Annotated in this window: 16 protein-coding genes; 4 read left to right on the top strand and 12 right to left on the bottom strand. The window is 60.5% G+C overall.

The window, feature by feature from the left end; all coding sequences use genetic code 11:
- Positions 1-35 precede the first annotated feature (35 nt).
- Positions 36-662 (top strand): class I SAM-dependent methyltransferase, encoded by a 627-nt coding sequence (locus tag GIR22_RS11560; protein WP_154743449.1) that lies wholly within the window; start codon positions 36-38, stop codon positions 660-662.
- Between the two features lie 30 nt (positions 663-692).
- On the opposite strand, the gene GIR22_RS11555 is transcribed toward GIR22_RS11560, so the two are convergent.
- From GIR22_RS11555 to GIR22_RS11545, 3 genes are read right to left on the bottom strand one after another with little or no spacing between them, the layout of a single operon-like run.
- Complete coding sequence (locus tag GIR22_RS11555) at positions 693-3,740, bottom strand: efflux RND transporter permease subunit (protein ID WP_154743448.1); 3,048 nt, start codon at positions 3,738-3,740, stop codon at positions 693-695.
- Entirely contained in the window at positions 3,737-4,807 is a 1,071-nt protein-coding gene (locus GIR22_RS11550) for an efflux RND transporter periplasmic adaptor subunit (protein ID WP_154743447.1), read from the bottom strand. The genes GIR22_RS11555 and GIR22_RS11550 overlap by 4 nt, the downstream gene beginning before the upstream one ends.
- The gene (locus GIR22_RS11545) at positions 4,804-5,907 is read right to left on the bottom strand and encodes an efflux RND transporter periplasmic adaptor subunit (protein WP_154743446.1); all 1,104 of its coding nucleotides are present in this window, start codon (positions 5,905-5,907) and stop codon (positions 4,804-4,806) included. Before GIR22_RS11545 ends, GIR22_RS11550 begins: the two co-directional genes overlap by 4 nt.
- A gap of 135 nt (positions 5,908-6,042) precedes the next feature.
- Here GIR22_RS11545 and GIR22_RS11540 point away from each other — a divergent pair, with 135 nt between their 5' ends.
- Entirely contained in the window at positions 6,043-7,203 is a 1,161-nt protein-coding gene (locus GIR22_RS11540; protein ID WP_154743445.1) for an AAA family ATPase, read from the top strand.
- 44 nt (positions 7,204-7,247) lie between these two features.
- On the opposite strand, the gene GIR22_RS11535 is transcribed toward GIR22_RS11540, so the two are convergent.
- The 8 genes from GIR22_RS11535 to GIR22_RS11500 form a co-directional block, all read right to left on the bottom strand.
- Entirely contained in the window at positions 7,248-8,114 is an 867-nt protein-coding gene (locus GIR22_RS11535; RefSeq protein WP_154743444.1) for a transporter substrate-binding domain-containing protein, read from the bottom strand.
- Positions 8,111-8,887 carry an amino acid ABC transporter ATP-binding protein gene (locus tag GIR22_RS11530; RefSeq protein WP_154743443.1) on the bottom strand — a complete coding sequence of 259 codons (777 nt, stop codon included), beginning with the start codon at positions 8,885-8,887 and terminating at the stop codon, positions 8,111-8,113. The genes GIR22_RS11535 and GIR22_RS11530 overlap by 4 nt, the downstream gene beginning before the upstream one ends.
- A complete protein-coding gene (locus GIR22_RS11525) occupies positions 8,884-9,543 on the bottom strand; it encodes an amino acid ABC transporter permease (RefSeq protein ID WP_154743442.1) in 660 nt (219 codons plus the stop codon). The genes GIR22_RS11530 and GIR22_RS11525 overlap by 4 nt, the downstream gene beginning before the upstream one ends.
- On the bottom strand, positions 9,524-10,189 hold the full coding sequence (locus GIR22_RS11520) for an amino acid ABC transporter permease (RefSeq protein ID WP_154743441.1): 666 nt from the start codon (positions 10,187-10,189) through the stop codon (positions 9,524-9,526). The genes GIR22_RS11525 and GIR22_RS11520 overlap by 20 nt, the downstream gene beginning before the upstream one ends.
- 829 nt (positions 10,190-11,018) lie before the next feature.
- Complete coding sequence (locus tag GIR22_RS11515; RefSeq protein ID WP_154743440.1) at positions 11,019-11,801, bottom strand: MetQ/NlpA family ABC transporter substrate-binding protein; 783 nt, start codon at positions 11,799-11,801, stop codon at positions 11,019-11,021.
- Between the two features lie 150 nt (positions 11,802-11,951).
- Complete coding sequence (locus tag GIR22_RS11510) at positions 11,952-12,884, bottom strand: sigma 54-interacting transcriptional regulator (RefSeq protein ID WP_154743439.1); 933 nt, start codon at positions 12,882-12,884, stop codon at positions 11,952-11,954.
- Between the two features lie 48 nt (positions 12,885-12,932).
- Positions 12,933-13,514 (bottom strand): alpha/beta hydrolase, encoded by a 582-nt coding sequence (locus GIR22_RS11505; RefSeq protein ID WP_154743438.1) that lies wholly within the window; start codon positions 13,512-13,514, stop codon positions 12,933-12,935.
- 120 nt (positions 13,515-13,634) lie between these two features.
- On the bottom strand, positions 13,635-14,486 hold the full coding sequence (locus GIR22_RS11500) for a LysR family transcriptional regulator (protein ID WP_154743437.1): 852 nt from the start codon (positions 14,484-14,486) through the stop codon (positions 13,635-13,637).
- 106 nt (positions 14,487-14,592) lie between these two features.
- On the opposite strand from GIR22_RS11500, the gene GIR22_RS11495 reads away from it, so the two are divergent.
- Complete coding sequence (locus tag GIR22_RS11495) at positions 14,593-15,054, top strand: nucleoside deaminase (RefSeq protein ID WP_154743436.1); 462 nt, start codon at positions 14,593-14,595, stop codon at positions 15,052-15,054.
- Positions 15,041-16,243: a CynX/NimT family MFS transporter gene (locus tag GIR22_RS11490; protein WP_154743435.1), complete on the top strand. Its 1,203-nt coding sequence runs from the start codon at positions 15,041-15,043 to the stop codon at positions 16,241-16,243. The genes GIR22_RS11495 and GIR22_RS11490 overlap by 14 nt, the downstream gene beginning before the upstream one ends.
- Before the next feature lie 100 nt (positions 16,244-16,343).
- On the opposite strand, the gene GIR22_RS11485 is transcribed toward GIR22_RS11490, so the two are convergent.
- Complete coding sequence (locus GIR22_RS11485) at positions 16,344-16,538, bottom strand: hypothetical protein (protein ID WP_154743434.1); 195 nt, start codon at positions 16,536-16,538, stop codon at positions 16,344-16,346.
- Positions 16,539-16,575 lie beyond the last annotated feature (37 nt).

The raw sequence follows: 16,575 nt of genomic DNA, 5'->3' as shown, positions 1-16,575 counted from the left end.
TAGTCGGGCAATCTCTTTTCCCGGTGCCGCCCGCCATGAAACTCGCCCCCGACGATCTCCACCAGATCACTGCTACCACCCTCGGCCACTACAACAAAGTGGCCGAGGATTTTCGTGAAGGCACCCGCGATCACGATGTGAGCCAGAATATTGATGCGCTGTTACGGCATATCCAGGGCGCAGCGCCCTTCACCGTACTGGATTTCGGATGCGGGCCGGGGCGGGATTTGCAGGTCTTTACTCGCATGGGTCATATCGCGGTGGGGCTCGACGGCTCGGAGCGCTTCGCCCAGATGGCTCGCCAAGACAGCGGCTGCGAGGTATTGCAGCAGGATTTTCTGAAGCTCGACCTACCCACCGAACGCTTTGACGGGATCTTTGCCAATGCGGTGCTGTTTCATATTCCCAAGCAGGAATTGCCGCGCATTCTCGGGCAGATGCATGGCGCGTTGAAGTCCGGCGGCGTGCTATTCAGCTCCAATCCACGGGGTGAAAACCAGGAAGGCTGGAATGGCCCGCGATATGGCGCCTACCACGACCTTGAGACTTGGCAGGCATTGCTGACAGCGGCAGGTTTTGTGGAACTGGAGCATTACTATCGCCCGACGGGGCTGCCACGGGAGCAGCAGCCCTGGTTAGCAAGTGTGTGGCGCAAGGTTTAGTGCCACACACTCTAACCTGCGGCGTCAGGCTTACTCTTTCTTCGGCTCGCGAATCTTGTACCAGGCCACATACAGCGCCGGCAGAAACAGCAGCGTCAGCAAGGTGGCGATGATGATGCCGCCAATCATCGCGTAGGCCATAGGCCCCCAGAACACTTCGCGCGCGATGGGAATCATGCCCAGGCTGGCCGCGGCCGCCGTGAGCAGGATCGGCCGGCGCCGGTGTTCGGTGGCTTCCACCACCGCGTCCCACGGCGCATAGCCGTCGCGCTCGTAAGCGTCGATCTGCGTCACCAGGATCACCGAGTTGCGGATGATGATGCCGATCAACGCGAGAATCCCCAGGATCGCCACAAAGCCCATGGGCGTGCCGGTGGGTATCAGCGCCAGCACCACACCGATCAACCCCAGCGGCGCGACGCTGGCTACCAGGAACATCTTCTGCACGCTGTGCAGCTGGATCATCAGGAAGGTCGCCATCAAGAACAGCATCAACGGCACCACCTTGGCAATCGGGCCCTGGGCCTTGCCGCTTTCCTCCACGGTGCCACCCGTTGCGACCTTGTAACCCACCGGCAGGGTGGCGCTGAACGCGTCGATATCCGGTTGCAGCTGCTTGACCAGATCCGTCGGCTGCATCTCATCGCGCACCGCCGCCTTGATGGTAATGGTCGGCTTGCGGTCCCGACGCCACACCAAGGGTTGCTCAAGCTCATACCGCACCGTGGCAAACGCCAGCAGCGGAATCGAGGTGCCACTGGGCGTGACGATCTGCAGGTTCTGCAAGGTCTCGGGCGTACCGCGTTCGGCGTCCTCGGCGCGACCGACCACGTTGATCAGGTAGATATCGTCATGCACCTGGGTGACCGCCGCACCGCTGACCACGCTGTTCATCAACTGCGCTACGTCTTCGGAAGACAGGCCCAATTGCCGCGCCTTGTCCTGGGCGATGTCGATACGCAGGACTTTGCCCGGTTCGTTCCAGTCGTAGATGATCTCGCCCAAGTGGCTGTTTTTATCCAGCATCGTCGCCAGATCGATAGCGTGTTTGCGCACCTGGTCGATGTCCTTGCCAGACACTCGGTACTGAATCGGCCGGCCGACGGGCGGGCCCATTTCCAATGGTTGGACGAAACTGCCGACGCCGACAAAATCTTCCCGCAGGCGCTTTTGCAACCGCGCAATCAACGCGCTTCGCTCTTCCAGGCCCTTGCTGACAATCACCAACTGCGCGTAATACGGGTTCTCCAACTGTTGATCCAGCGGCAGGTAAAAACGAACGGCACCCTGGCCGATATAGGTGCTCCAGCGCGCGATGTCCGGGTCGTCCTTGATGATCGACTCCAGACGGTCCACTGCCTTGCGGGTTTCGTTTATCGAGGCGTTTTGCGGCAGGTTGAGGTCGACGAGGATTTCCGGACGGTCCGAGGACGGGAAGAACTGGTTCTGCACAAACTGCATGGAAAACACCGAGGCCACGAACAACAACACCGTGATGCCAATGGCCCACCAACGGTTGCGCATGGCCCAGAGCATGCCGCCATTGAAGGCCCGGCCAACTCGGCCTGGCTCGGCATTGTGGGGCTTGATATTGCTACTGAGGATATGCACGCCGATCACCGGCGCGAACAGCACCGCCACCACCCACGACACCAGCATCGCCACGGCAATCACTGCGAACAGGGTGAAGGTGTATTCGCCCGCCGAACTGGCGTTGAGGCCAATGGGCACGAAGCCGGCCACGGTTACCAGGGTACCGGTCAACATCGGGAACGCCGTGGAGGTGTAGGCGTAGGTCGCTGCCTGCTCCTTGGTTTCACCCTTTTCCAGCCGGGTGATCATCATCTCCACGGTGATCATCGCGTCATCCACCAGCAGGCCGAGGGCGATAATCAGCGCGCCCAACGACACCCGCTGCATGGTAATGCCGCTGTATTCCATGAATACAAAGACCAGCGCCAACACCAGCGGAATCGAGCACGCCACCACCAACCCGGCGCGCATGCCCAGGCTGATAAAACTCACCACCAGCACGATGATCACCGCTTCGAACAGGGCGCTGGTGAAGCCACCCACGGCCTCCTCCACCACTTCGGCCTGGTCGGAGACTTTGTGCACGCCCACACCCACCGGCAGGTCGGCGGTCAAATCGTCCATGCGCTGGTGCAGGGCCTTGCCGAAGGCCTGGATATTGCCGCCTTTCTGCATCGCGATGGCCAACCCAATGGCCGGCTGGCCATTGAAGCGAAACATCGGTCGGGCCGGGTCGACATAACCACGGCTGATGTCTGCGATATCCGCCAGCCGATAAAAACGGTCGTTGAGCCGCAGATTGACGTTGGCCAAGTCCTTTTCCGAAGCAAACTGCCCGGAAGTACGTACCGAAATCCGTTCCGGCCCCGCCTCGATCACCCCGGCCGGCGTCACCGCATTCTGCGATTGCAGGCTCTGTACCACTTGCCGCTGATCAATCCCCAGGGCCGCCAGTTTGCGGGTGGAGAAATTCAGGTAAATCACTTCGTCCTGCTGGCCGATCATCTCGACCTTGCCCAACCCTGGCACGGAACGAATCTCGGCCCGCGCCTGCTCGACGTAATCGCGCAGTTGGCGCATCGACAGGCCATCGGCAGTAAAGGCATACACCGAACCGAACACATCACCAAACTCGTCGTTAAACGCCGGCCCCTGTAACCCCTGGGGGAAGTTGCCACGAATGTCGTCGATCTTCTTGCGCACCTGGTACCAGATCTCGGGAATGTCCTTGGCGCTGGTGGTGTCGCGCAGGAACACAAACACCGTGGACTCACCGGGTCGGGTGTAGCTTTTTACGTAGTCGAGGGAATCCAGCTCTTCGAGTTTTTTCTCGATGCGGTCGGTGACCTGCTTGAGGGTTTCTTCCTGGGTCGCGCCGGGCCAACGGGTCTGGATGACCATGGTCTTGATGGTGAAGGACGGGTCTTCCTCACGGCCCAGGTTCATGTAGGAAAACACGCCCATCAGCAGCGCGACGAACATCAGGTACCAGACGAAAGACTGATGCTTGAGGGCCCAGTCGGATAAATTGAAACTCCCTTTCATCGCGGGCTGTCCTCGTCGACTTTGACTTTTTGCCCAGGCTTCAGGCTGTTGACGCCGGCGCTGACCACCCGTTCGCCGGGTTTGACGCCGCCGTGGAGCAACACGGTGTTCGCGTCACGGCTGATGATCGCCACATCTCGCGGTTGCACGGTCTGGTTCTGGGTGTCGATGACCCAGATGCGGGTTTTGCCGTCGGTTTCCTGCAGGGCGCTCAAGGGCAGTTCGATACGTGGCGCGATGGCCGAACTCAAGGTCACGCTGATCGCCGTGCCCAGGCGAAAGGCCGCAGGCGTCTGGGCCAGGGTCAGGCGCGCACGACGGGTACGGGTAGCGCTTTGGGCCTGGGGTTCGATCTCGCGGACGCTAGCGGTGGTGCTGACCTGCTCGTCCATTTGCCCGGCCACCCGGAACACCACATCCGGCGGCAAACGCTCGGCCAGGCCGGCGGGCAGGTCGATCACCGCTTCCTTGATGTCGGGCCGCGCCAGGGTCACCACTTGCTGGCCGACGCTGACCACCTGGCCGGCCTCGGCATTCCAGGCGGTGACGATGCCGGCGTGGTCGGTGTGCAATTCGCTGTAGTTGAGTTGGTCCTTGGCCTGGTTGACCGAAGCCCTGGCCTGGTCGAGAGAAGCCTGGGTGGTTTTCAGGTCGGTCTGGGCAATATCCAGCTGTGCCTGGGCACCGACACCCCGGTTGAACAACTCCTGCTGGCGCCGGGCGTTGGCCTGGGCGTTGATCCACTGGGCCTGGACCCGGGCCAAATCGCCTTGGGCGGCGCGCAATTGGTTCTGTTGATCGGTGGGGTCGAGAACGGCCAGCAGTGCGCCCTTCTCCACTTCGGCGCCCACATCGACGACGCGCCGGGCAATGCGACCGGGCACGCGAAACCCCAGGTTGCTTTCATAGCGGGCCTGAATGGTGCCGGCGAAACGGCCGAGGCTTTCGTGGTCCTCGGATTTCACTTCAATCGACAGCACCGGGCGCACCGGTTCAGGAGCGGGGTCTTCCTTGGAGCACGCCATCAGCAATAAACAGGCTGCCAGCACAACACTCGAGCGCTTCATGGTTGAGCGCCTTGTGCTTGCGCCTGGTCCGGCGGCTGGGCAACTTCCACAGCCATGCCAGGGTGTAGCAGTTGCCCGCCAGCCACCACGACTTTTTCGCCACCCTTGAGGCCGTCGCGGATGATCACCTTGCCGGTCAGGTAGCGGGCGACAGTGACCTTGTGCAACTGCGCCTTGCCATCGCCGTCCACCAGCCAGACGGCCGGCTCGTGGAGGTCTTTGGTCAACGCGGCCCAAGGCAATTCGACACTGGCCTTGGCTGGCGCATTGGCCGTGGCGCTGACCACCGAGCCCAACTGCATACCCTCTGGCAAGGCGCTCAGGGCGATCTTCACTTGCACTGTGCCGCTATTGGCGGCCACGGCAGGAGTGACTTCACGGACTTTGCCCATGGCCTTGATGTTCGGGTTATCCAGCAAGCGGACGGTGATCGGCGCATCGGGCTGCGGCTCCACCAGCAAGGACTCATAGACGTTGAACACCGCATCGCGCTCGCCATCCCGGGCCAGGCTGAATATCGGCATCGTGGCTTGTACCACCTGGCCAACTTCGGCCTGGCGAGCGGTAATCACCCCCGGCGCATCGGCAATCAACGCGGTATAGCCTAGTTGTTCACGAGCATTGGCCAACTGCGCCTGGGCGGCGGCCAGTGCGCTCTGACTGCTGCGCAAGGCGGCCTGGGCCGAATCGAATTCGCTGCGGCTGGTGTAGCCCTTAGGCAGGAGTTTTTCCTGGCGTACAAAGGCGGCGGCGGTCTGTTTGACCCGGGCCTGTTCGGCCACCACCTGGGCCTGGGCGGAATCGACGTTGGTTTGCAGGTCCTTGGGGTCAAGCTTGGCCAACACCTGCTTGGCCGTCACCCGGTCACCGACATCCACCCTGCGCTGGATAATCTTGCCACCGACACGGAACGACAGGTCGGTCTGCACCCGAGCCTGGATATCACCGGTCAAGGTCACCGCGGCGGCGAAATCGACGGGCTTGACGGTTTGCACGAATACCCGGGAATGTTCCTTGGGCTCGGCTTTTTCCTGGCCGCAACCGGTCAGAATCGCCAACAAGGCAAGGCTGAAAATGAATATCGAGGTGGGACCGCCCATGCAGGCTCCTTTTGCGTGACGCGCTGTATCAGTGTGTATGCGACTGTGAGCTTAGATCAGGGTTCCTTATCTGCATGGAGGATCCCATACTCATGAGCGTTTCCATGTGGGAACGCTCATGCAGACAAAATAACCATGCTCAAGACCCTCGCGGTGGCTAATTACCGCTCGATCAATAAATTGGTAGTACCGCTGGGTCGGTTGAACCTGATCACCGGCCCCAACGGCAGTGGCAAATCCAACCTGTACCGCGCCTTGCGCCTGCTGGCGGAAACCGCCCAGGGCGGGGTGATCAACGCACTGGCCCGTGAGGGTGGGCTGGATTCGACCTTCTGGGCCGGGCCGGAGCACATCAGTCGACGCATGCGCAACGGTGAAGTGGCAGTAGAGGCGACGGTGCGCCAGGGCGCCAAGCGCTTGCGCCTGGGGTTTGCCGGGGAGGATTTCAGCTATGCGATTTCCCTGGGGTTGCCAGAGCCAAGTCAATCGTTTTTCTCCCTGGACCCGGAAGTCAAAAAGGAATGCATCTGGGCCGGTCATATCTATCGCCCGGCGAGCTTGCTGGTGCAACGCTCAGGGCCGATGGTCCGCGCCCGGGATGGCCGCGCCTGGGATGTCCTGGCCCAGCACACGCCAAACTACAACAGCCTGTTCGATCAGGTCGGCAGCCTGCGGGGTTCGCCCGAAGTATTGCTGCTGCGGGAAAGCATCCGTGGCTGGCGTTTTTACGATCACTTTCGCAGCGACGTTGATGCGCCGGTGCGTCAGCCGCAACTGGGCACACGCACGCCAGTGTTACATCACGATGGCCGCGACCTGGCGGCGGCGTTGCAGACCATTCGCGAGATCGGCGATCCAGAAGCGTTGCGCAGCGCCGTCAGCGATGCGTTTCCCGGCGCACGGTTGAATATCGAACCGCTGCAGGGCGGGCGCTTTGCCATTGAGTTTTACCAGGAAGGTTTACTGCGCCCGTTATCGGCTGCGGAGTTGTCGGACGGGACCTTGCGTTACTTACTGCTGGTTGCAGCGCTGCTGACGCCACGCCCGCCAACCATGATGGTGCTGAACGAGCCGGAAACCAGCTTGCATCCAGACCTGTTACCGGCGCTCGCGAGGTTGATCATCAAGGCATCGGCGCAGTGCCAGGTGTGGGTGGTGTCCCATGCCAGCCGCTTGATTGCGGCGTTGCAACAGGATGAAGAGTGCAACTCCATTGTGCTGGAGAAGGTGATGGGGCAGACGCAGGTTGTCGGCCAGCGGGTGCTGGATGAGCCGGCCTGGCATTGGCCGAGTTGACGAGCGTTCCCACGCGGAGCATGGGAACGCTCGTCCGAGGGGACTCAACCCTGCCACTTACCGCCCTCGACAATCACGCTTTCCGGCTTGGTGTCATCACTCAGCTCCTTGCGAACATACTGGTCATACAGCTTGAGCAAGTACTTTTCTTCACCCAGCTTGGCCAACTCGGCATTCACCCAATCACGCAGCTCGATATTGCCCTTCTTCACTGCCGGGGCAATCGGCGCTTCATCACCCAACTTCTGCTCCAGCACGCGGTAGCCCGGGTTCTGCTTGGCCCAACTGAGCAGCACCAGATTATCCTGGGCATAAGCATCACCACGACCACTGGCCAGCGCTTGCAGGGACTCGGAATTTTTCTCGAACTTGAGCAGTTTCCAGTCCGGGTGGTTCTTGGTCAGCCATATGTCAGCGGTAGTGCCGGTGGTCACGATGGTGGTGCGGGTGGCCAGGTCATCCAGGCTGTTCACCGCACTACCGTCAGGCACCAGCGCCTGCACCGCGACTTTCAGGTTGGGGTTGGTGAACTCCACTGCCTCCTTGCGCTCCGAGGTCACGGTCATATTGGCGAGGATCAAGTCAACCTTGTCGCTTTGCAGAAACGGAATACGGCTCGCCGGTTCCACGGCAACAAATTCGACCTTGCTTTCGTCGCCCAGCAGGTCCTTGGCAAAACGCCGGCCGATGTCAGTATCAAAACCGACGTAGCGACCGGCTTCGTCGACAAAGCCGAACGGCGGCTTGTCGGTAAACACGCCGACAATCAGCTTGTCCCGTGCCTTGATCTTGTCGATGTAGCTCACCGTAGCAGCCGCAGGCTTGGCAGGTTCTTCGGTCTTGTTGCAGCCGGCAAGCAGTGCGAGGCCGAACAGTGGCAGTAACAGCAGTGAAGGCTTGGCAGTTTTCATAACAGCGACAGTTCCTTAGGTTGTTTGGGCAGTGTTGAAACGAAGGAGAACTTCTCCAGGAACTGCTGCGCACGTGCGGTTTGCGGGTTCGTAAAGAATGCTTCAGGGGTGTTTTGTTCGAGAATACGGCCGGCCTCCATGAACACCACACGGTCGGCGACGGCGCGGGCGAAGGCCATTTCGTGGGTAACGATCAGCAGGGTCATGCCGTCCCGGGCCAGGCCCTGGATCACCTCCAGCACTTCCTTGACCATTTCTGGATCGAGGGCAGCGGTGACTTCATCAAACAGCATGACCTGAGGGTTCATGCACAACGAGCGGACGATGGCGATGCGTTGCTGCTGGCCGCCCGAGAGCTGGCGCGGATAAGCGTCGCGCTTATCGGCAAGGCCCACCCGCGCCAGCAGTTGTTCTGCCTGGGCACGGGCTTCCCGGGGCTGGCGCTTCTGCACTTTGAGCGGGCCGAGCAAGATGTTGTCGAGCACACTCATATGGGGAAACAGGTGATAGCTCTGGAACACCATGCCCACGTCCTGGCGCACCTGGCGCCAGTCAGTGGCCTTGTCCAGCAGCTCTTTACCTGCGAAACGCAAATGCCCGCCATGGGCCACTTCCAGGCCATTGAGGCAACGTAGCAAAGTGCTTTTTCCGCAACCGCTGGGGCCAAGGATCACCACCACTTCGCCGCGTTCGACGCTCAGGTCAATGCCCTTGAGCACCTGTTGCTCACCGAAGAATTTATTGAAACCCTGGAACTCGATCAATGCGCTCATGTTTGGGCCCAGCGCCGTTCCAGCACCTTGGAGGCGGCCGACAACGGGTAGCAGATAAAGAAGAAAAACAGGAACAGCGCGCCGTAGATCAATACCGACTCGTAGGTACGCTCAATAATTTGCTGGCCGACCTTGATCACATCCACCACGCCGATCAGCACTGCCAGCGAACTGGTCTTGATGATGCGGGTGTAGACGTTGATGGTCGGCGGCGTCATGCGCTTCAAGGCTTGGGGCAACAGCACATAGCCATAAAGTTGCGGATCGGAAAGGCCAATCGACAAACCCGCCTCCCGCTGCCCGCGCGGCAGGGAATGCAAGGCGCCTCGTACTACTTCGCCGACTTCACTGGCACCCCACAACGACAACACCAGCACCGCGCACCAGAAGCTGGGAATGCTCAGGCCAAAGAAAATCGGCAGCCCGAAAAACAGCAGGTATAGCCACACCAGCACCGGAATCGCGCGAAACAGCTCCAGGTAAATCCGCAGTACCAGGTTGATCGTCTTTGAATTCAGTGTGCGCAGCACGCCATACAACACCCCTCCGACGGTGCTGAAGGCGATGCTCAAAAATGAGATCGACAGCGTTTGCGCAGCACCTTTGCCCAATTGCGGCAACGACACCCAGAGTAATTCAAGACCCGAACTGGCCATGCTGGAGCCTCCTTTCCAGGCGGCTGAGCAACAGTGACAGCGGCAGGAATAACAGCACGCAGATCAACGTCAGCACCGCGAGCATTTCGTAGGTTTTGTAGTAGAGGGCGATGTAGCTTTTGGTGGTGTAGAGAATCTCTGGCACCGCTACCGCCGAGACCACGGTGGTTTCCTTGAGCAGGAAGATGAAGTTGGCGAACAGCGCTGGCAGGCTGAGGATCCCGGCCTGGGGCAAGATCACGTAGCGCAGCAATTGCCAGCGGGACAAGCCGATGGATTTGCCCGACTCCAACTGCGCCTGTGGCACTGCCTCGACGCCGGCGCGCAGTACTTCGGTGAGGTAGGCGCCGCCGAGGAATGTCATGGTAATAATCGCCGCCCAGAACCCGGAGATATTCACCCCCAGTGCCGGCAAGGCGAAGTAGACGAAGAATAGCTGGATCAATAGCGGCGTGTTGCGGGCCAGTTCCACATACAACGCCACCAGGCGCCACAGGTACGGCGTGCGAAACACCAACAAAGTCGCGTTGATCAGCGCCACCAGCAGCGAAGTGCCGATGGCGATCAGGCCCACTTGCAGAGTCACACCCACGGCCTTGAGAAACGCCGGCAGGGTGCTGAAGATAAATGCGTAATCGAAGGTCATCTGAAAATCCCTGGCGCCGCGGGGGTAATGCGGCGTTGGTGCAGTCCGAATCGACGTGGGTAACGCCGAATAGCGATGACTTTAAAGGCATAAAAAATAAAATTTAAATACCCAAATAGAATATAGATATCACCCAAACAGCTAACCTGCGGATTCGTTGGATAAGCGGGTGACAGCTATGGTTTACGAGGTTGTAGGACGCTTCTTTTTATCCACGCTGCGCTACAGAGATGGCCAGTGTTTGGCCAGACTGAGGGCCATTTAACAGGCGAGGGAATGACCGATGGCCGAGACAAAACCGATTGATCCACAGGAACTGGTGAAGTGGCTGGTGGCCTTGCGCAGGGCGATCAATAGCCGAGATCTCTGAAACGCTGGAGATCACCTGTACGATCGGCTGCGTAGCAGTCGCTGGGGTCTTGAAATCGCTGAAGGTCCTGCGGCCCTTATCGCAGCCTCGTGCCTCGACAGCGGCTACAGGGACCGTCGATCACCGATCACCTGTAGCCGCTGGCGCAGCCTGCGATCGGCTGCGTAGCAGTCGCCTGGGCCTTGAAATCGCTGAAGGTCCTGCGGCCCTTATCGCAGCCTCGTGCCTCGACAGCGGCTACAGGGACCGTCGATCACCGATCACCTGTAGCCGCTGGCGCAGCCTGCGATCGGCTGCGTAGCAGTCGCCTGGGTCTTGAAATCGCTGAAGGTCCTGCGGCCCTTATCGCAGCCTCGTGCCTCGACAGCGGCTACAGGGACCGTCGATCACCGATCACCTGTAGCCGCTGGCGCAGCCTGCGATCGGCTGCGCAGCAGTCGCCTGGGTTTTGGAGTTCGATCAGAACGCCGGCACGACCGCGCCGTTGTACTTCTTCTCGATAAACGCTTTAACTTCCGGGCTGGTCAGGGCCTTGGCCAGTTTCTGGATAGCGTCGCTGTCCTTGTTGTCTGGGCGGGCCACCAGGAAGTTCACGTACGGCGACTTGGCGTCTTCGATGATCAGCGCATCCTTGGCTGGGTTCAGGCCGGCTTCCAGTGCGTAGTTAGTGTTGATCATGTCCAGGTCAACCTGGTCCAGCACCCGTGGCAGCAGTGCGGATTCAAGTTCTTTGAACTTCAGGTTCTTCGGGTTGCTCACGATGTCTTTTGGTGTGGCCAGGGCATTGTTTGGATCTTTCAGGGTGATCAAGCCCGCCTTTTGCAGCAGCAGGAGCGCGCGGCCACTGTTGCTACCTTCGTTCGGGATGGCCACGGTGGCGCCATCTTTCAAATCTTCCAGCTTGGTGACTTTCTTCGAGTAACCACCGAAGGGTTCAACGTGCACACCGATCACGGTGACCAGGTTGGTGCCCTTGCCCTTGTTGAAGTTTTCCAGGTACGGCAGGGTCTGGAAGTAGTTCGCGTCCAGACGTTTCTCGGCCACTTGCACGTTGGGTTGTACGTAGTCGGTGAAGACCTTGATTTCCAGGTCTACACCTTCCTTGGCCAGGGCCGGTTTGATCAACTCGAGGATCTCGGCGTGCGGGACCGGGGTGGCCGCGACGATCAACTTCTCGTTGGCCTGGGCGATGCCGGCAGTCAGGGCAGCCGCCAGTGCGGTAAACAACAGAACCTTTTTCATGCAGTGTCCTTATCGAAAAATCCGGGTCGTCAGCGACGGCCGCTTCTTATGTGATGTGCCAGCGAAATGCTATCGCGGTATGGCGTGGACAATACCGAGATTTTTTATTCCCGAACAATATCTTTTATTCACGTTGATATTCCATTTTATTCATACAGGCACCAACCCCTCCAGCAGACGCTTCAACGCACTTCGCTCGGTCTCGGTGCCGTGGTTCAGGATCTGCCGGGCCTGGTGTTCGATCTGCGCCAGCGACGGTGGGCTCACCGGTAAATTCAAATGCTCCGGCAAAATTTCATCGCCACTGCTGACCAGCAACGCAAAGTGAATGACGTTTTCCAACTCCCGGGTATTGCCCGGCCAACTGTGATGTTCCAACACCCGCTGGGCCGCGTCGCTGATCAACGGCACGGGCAGCTCCAGGCGCTGGCTATAGATGCCGAGGAAGTATTCGGCCAGGGCCAGGATGTCGCCCACCCGCTCGCGCAAGGCGGGCAATTCAAGCGGGCCTTCATTGAGGTAATGAAACAGGCGCTGGTGAAACTTACCAGCGGCCACAGCCTGGGCCAGGTCGATGCTGGTAGCCGCCACCAGGCGCACATCCACCGGGCTCGGCCGATGGGCGCCGACCCGGGTGACTTCATGATTCTCCAGGGCGGTCAGCAACTTGGCCTGGATCGGCAACGGCAAATCGCCGATTTCATCCAGGTACAAAGTGCCGCCGTTGGCCGAGCCGAACCAGCCGGCGCGACTGCTGGCAGCGCCGCTGTGGGCACCTGCGGCATACCCGAACAACTCGGCGTCGGCATAGGTGGGGCTGATGGCGCCGCAATTGACCGAAACGAACAAGCCGGTACGGTCGCTGCCACGGTGGATATGCCGGGCCAACAACTCCTTGCCGCTGCCGGTTTCCCCCCGAATCAGTACAGGCAAGGCACGCGGGGCAAGGCTTTCCAGGTCTTCGCGCAACTGTCGGGAACGGGGGTCGACGAACACCAGGGCCTTGGCGCGGATGCTCAGGGGGCTTTTATCGGCGTCGGGAAAGGTCAGCAGCGGCTGACCGTAGGTTTCATGCAGGCTCATGGCAGGCTCCCGCCCACATCCATGCAGGGACGGGGCGTTGAAAAAATGTTATGCACGCCGCCGGAGGTGCTGCTCCAGGCGACTTTGCAGGCGGTAAAGGTAGGCGAAACCCTGCTCCCAACGCTGGTGGCCAGACTTCACATTGATGTGCCCGGCACCTGCCAGGATCCCGGCTTCGGCGCCCCAGTGGCGCGCCAGCTCCATGGCCCGAGGAGCGCTGACAGCGCTGTCGTTGTCGGAACTGACGACCTGGCTGGGGAACGGCAACAGGTCGGTGGGAATCGGGGCAAAGTTACGCAGGGCGGGCGCACAGGCAGGCCGTTCGACATCGGCTGGCGCCACCAGCAAGGCACCGCGCACCTGACGCACAAACTGCACGGGCGCGCTGGCAGCCCAGTGGGCAACGGTGATGCAACCCAAGCTATGGGCGATCAGGATCACCGGCGTGCTATCGGCAGCAATGGCTTCGGCCAAGGCCGCCACCCAGTCTTCGCGGCGCGGGGTCAGCCAGTCGGCCTGTTCCACGCGGGCGCTGTTGGGCAAGCTGTTCTGCCAGTGACTTTGCCAATGGTTTTCTGGCGATCCTTGCCAGCCCGGCACGATCAAATAACGAATCGACTCGCTGTGCATGGGTGTGCCCTCCTGCAGCGTTTAACGTTGCTGATCAGTATAGGGACGGGTTATATATTCGTTAAGGAATAAGAAGATATTTATTAATAACTAAAAACTCAATTTTACGAAGGCATCGACTCAGCGCGGATTACTCCCGCACAAACCCAACAACTGACGCAGCAACGTCTGCCCTGCCGCCCCCAAGCCACTGCGCCCATACAGTGCCAGTCGCACACCCTGCACCGCAGGCAAACCGCTGTCTGGTCCAAGCATCACATGCCCCGCTTGCACCACTCGCACCGGCAGCAGGCTAATCCCAAGCCCTGCTGCCACGGCCGAGCAAACGCTGGCCAGGCTGGCGCTGGAATACCCGATGCGCCAACGCCAACCGCCAACCTCCAGGTGATGGAGCATTTCATTGCGATACAAGCCACCTACCGGAAACGCCACCAATGGCAACGGATCCCGCCCCAAAGCCGATGTACTGCGGCTGTCGACCCAACACAACGGCTCTGGCCATGACGCCAGGCAGTCATCGCTGTCGCCCATCTGCTTGACCAGCAATACGTCGAATTCACCACCGCGATACTGGCGCAGCAACTCGGGGCCCAGGCCACTGGTGACCTCCAGGCGCACCCGTGGATAAGCCACGACAAAGGCCGAGAGCAATGGCATCAGTCGCTCGGCCGCAAAGTCCTCGGGAACACCCAGGCGCAGCACGCCGTCACTTTGCTGATTGACCATGACATCGGCAGCTTCTTCATTCAGCGCCAGGATCCGCCGCGCATAGGCCAACAGGCGCTCACCCTCGGCGGTGGCGACCACGCGGCGCTGATCGCGGTCCAGCAGTACACAACCAAGGCCCGCCTCCAGGCGCCGAATCTGTTGACTGACGGTGGACTGGGTCAGGTGCAGGCGCTCGGCCGCGCGGGTGAAATTGCCGCAATCGGCGACGGCGACAAAACTGCGTAACAGCACGGAATCAAACATGAGCACCACCATTGCGCTTGCCACTGGTTTGCATGGTTATATTTAATTTCAGAATACTCCGCAGACTGCCCATACTTCACGCTTCATTGTGCCGTGAGGACTTTCCATGACTGACGATCAGCGCCATTTGCAGCGTGCCGTACAACTGGCCCAACACAATGTCGCCCATGGTGGCCGGCCGTTTGGTGCGGTGTTGACCCACAACGGCAACGTGTTGGTTGAAGCGGTCAACGAAATTCACGTGAGCCAGGACCCCACCGCCCACGCCGAAATGCTCGCGATCCGCACGGCCAGCCAGCGCTTGGGCGCCCGCCTGCAAGACTGCGTGATCTACGCCAGCGGCCAGCCCTGCCCGATGTGCTTGAGCGCGATGTACCTGAGCGGCATATCCCGGGTGGTGTTCGCCGCCAGCAATGAAGTAGCGGCGCCGTTTGGCCTGTCGACCGCAGCCATCTATCAGCAGGTCGCACTGCCCCTGGCCGGCCAACACCTGGCCATCGAACATTTGCCACAGGCCGCCATGGTCACCCTTTATCACGACTGGCAGGCCTTGCATGACGCTGAATAATTCATTCACAGGCAAACTCGCCGGCTGGGGTTTGCTGGTGGTGCTGGGGCTCAATCTGCGACCGATCCTCAGTTCCATCAGCCCATTGCTGGGGGAAATTCGCCTGGCCACCGGCCTGAGTTTCCAGAGCAGTGCCATGCTCACCAGCTTGCCGGTGATCTGCATGGGCCTGGTGGCACTGGTGGGTGTTCGACTGGAGGCACGGCTGGGCGAGCGTCGAGGCATTGCCCTGGGCTTGATGATGATTCTGCTGGCGTGCCTGGCGCGCTGGCTGTTTGGCCAGGCGTCGGCACTACTGGCGACAGCGTTGCTGGGGGGTGCCGGTGTGGCGTTGATTCAGGCGTTGGTGCCGGCGATGATCAAGCGCCAGTTTCATCAGCGTGTGCCGTTGGCAATGGGCGTGTATTCGGCTTCGTTGATGGCCGGTGGCGGGTTGGCGGCGTTGCTTAGCCCGCTGTTTGCCAGCCATTTCCAGGACTGGCAGGCCGGGCTCGGTATCTGGCTGCTGCCAGCACTGGGGGCTTTGTTGCTGTGGGCCTGGCTACCGCTGGGCGCAGCGAAAAGCCAGCAGGTGACGACACCCTTCAAAGGCCTGCGCAATCGTCGGGCCTGGTTGCTCGCGCTGTACTTCGGCCTGGTCAATTGCGGCTATATGAGCATGGTGGCGTGGCTGCCGGCCTACTATCAGCAACTGGGTTGGGGCGTGTTGCCCAGCGGTTCGCTGCTGGCGTTCATGACGATTTTCCAGGTAATTGCCGCGCTGCTGATGCCAGCCCTGGCCCAGCGAGGCATCGACCGTCGGCCATTGCTGGGCATCAGCCTGCTGGCCCAGGCCGTGGGTTATCTCGGCTTGCTGCTGGCGCCGTTGCAACAGCCACACCTGTGGGTGGCACTGATCGGTTTTGGCCTCGCCGCCTGTTTTGCCCTGAGCCTGTTGCTGACCCTCGACCATCGCCGCGACGCCCGGGAAGCTGGGCAACTGGCCGCGTTTGTGCAAGGCGTGGGGTTTTTGATCAACGCAATCTCACCGTGGCTGAGCGGCTGGTTGCGGGCACTGACCGGCAGCTTCGCCAGCGCCTGGGTGGTGCTGCTGGTAACCGTGTTGGCGATGCTGATGATGACACGGGTGTTCAGCCCCGCGACCTACCGTCCTGTGGATAGCGACCCAACGCTGAGAACAGCGTTGTAGCCGCTGCCGAGGCACGAGAATGCGATAAGAGCCGCAGGACCTTCGGCCATTTCAAGACCCAAACGACTGCTGCGCAGCCGATCGCAGGCTGCGCCAGCGGCTACAGGTGATCGACAGGCCTCTGTAACCGCGACAATCCATTGCCGCCTAGTGCCTCGGTAACGGCTATTGGCCGCTCAAACCGATTGGCCCGGGCAAAGGTCCCGAAATCGTTGAAGTACACGCCCATCTCGGCCATTACCTTGTGCGTCGCATTGGCGTTCATCTGCCGGGGGCTTGCAGAAGTACCGTTCATGCTTCCATTCTCTTGTTTATCAGTGCGTGGTTATCAA

It is taken from the genome of Pseudomonas karstica (assembly GCF_009707515.1).
Lineage (GTDB): Bacteria > Pseudomonadota > Gammaproteobacteria > Pseudomonadales > Pseudomonadaceae > Aquipseudomonas > Aquipseudomonas karstica.
Note: the sequence above shows the minus strand (reverse complement) of the source record. Positions and strands in the feature narration are given on the sequence as shown.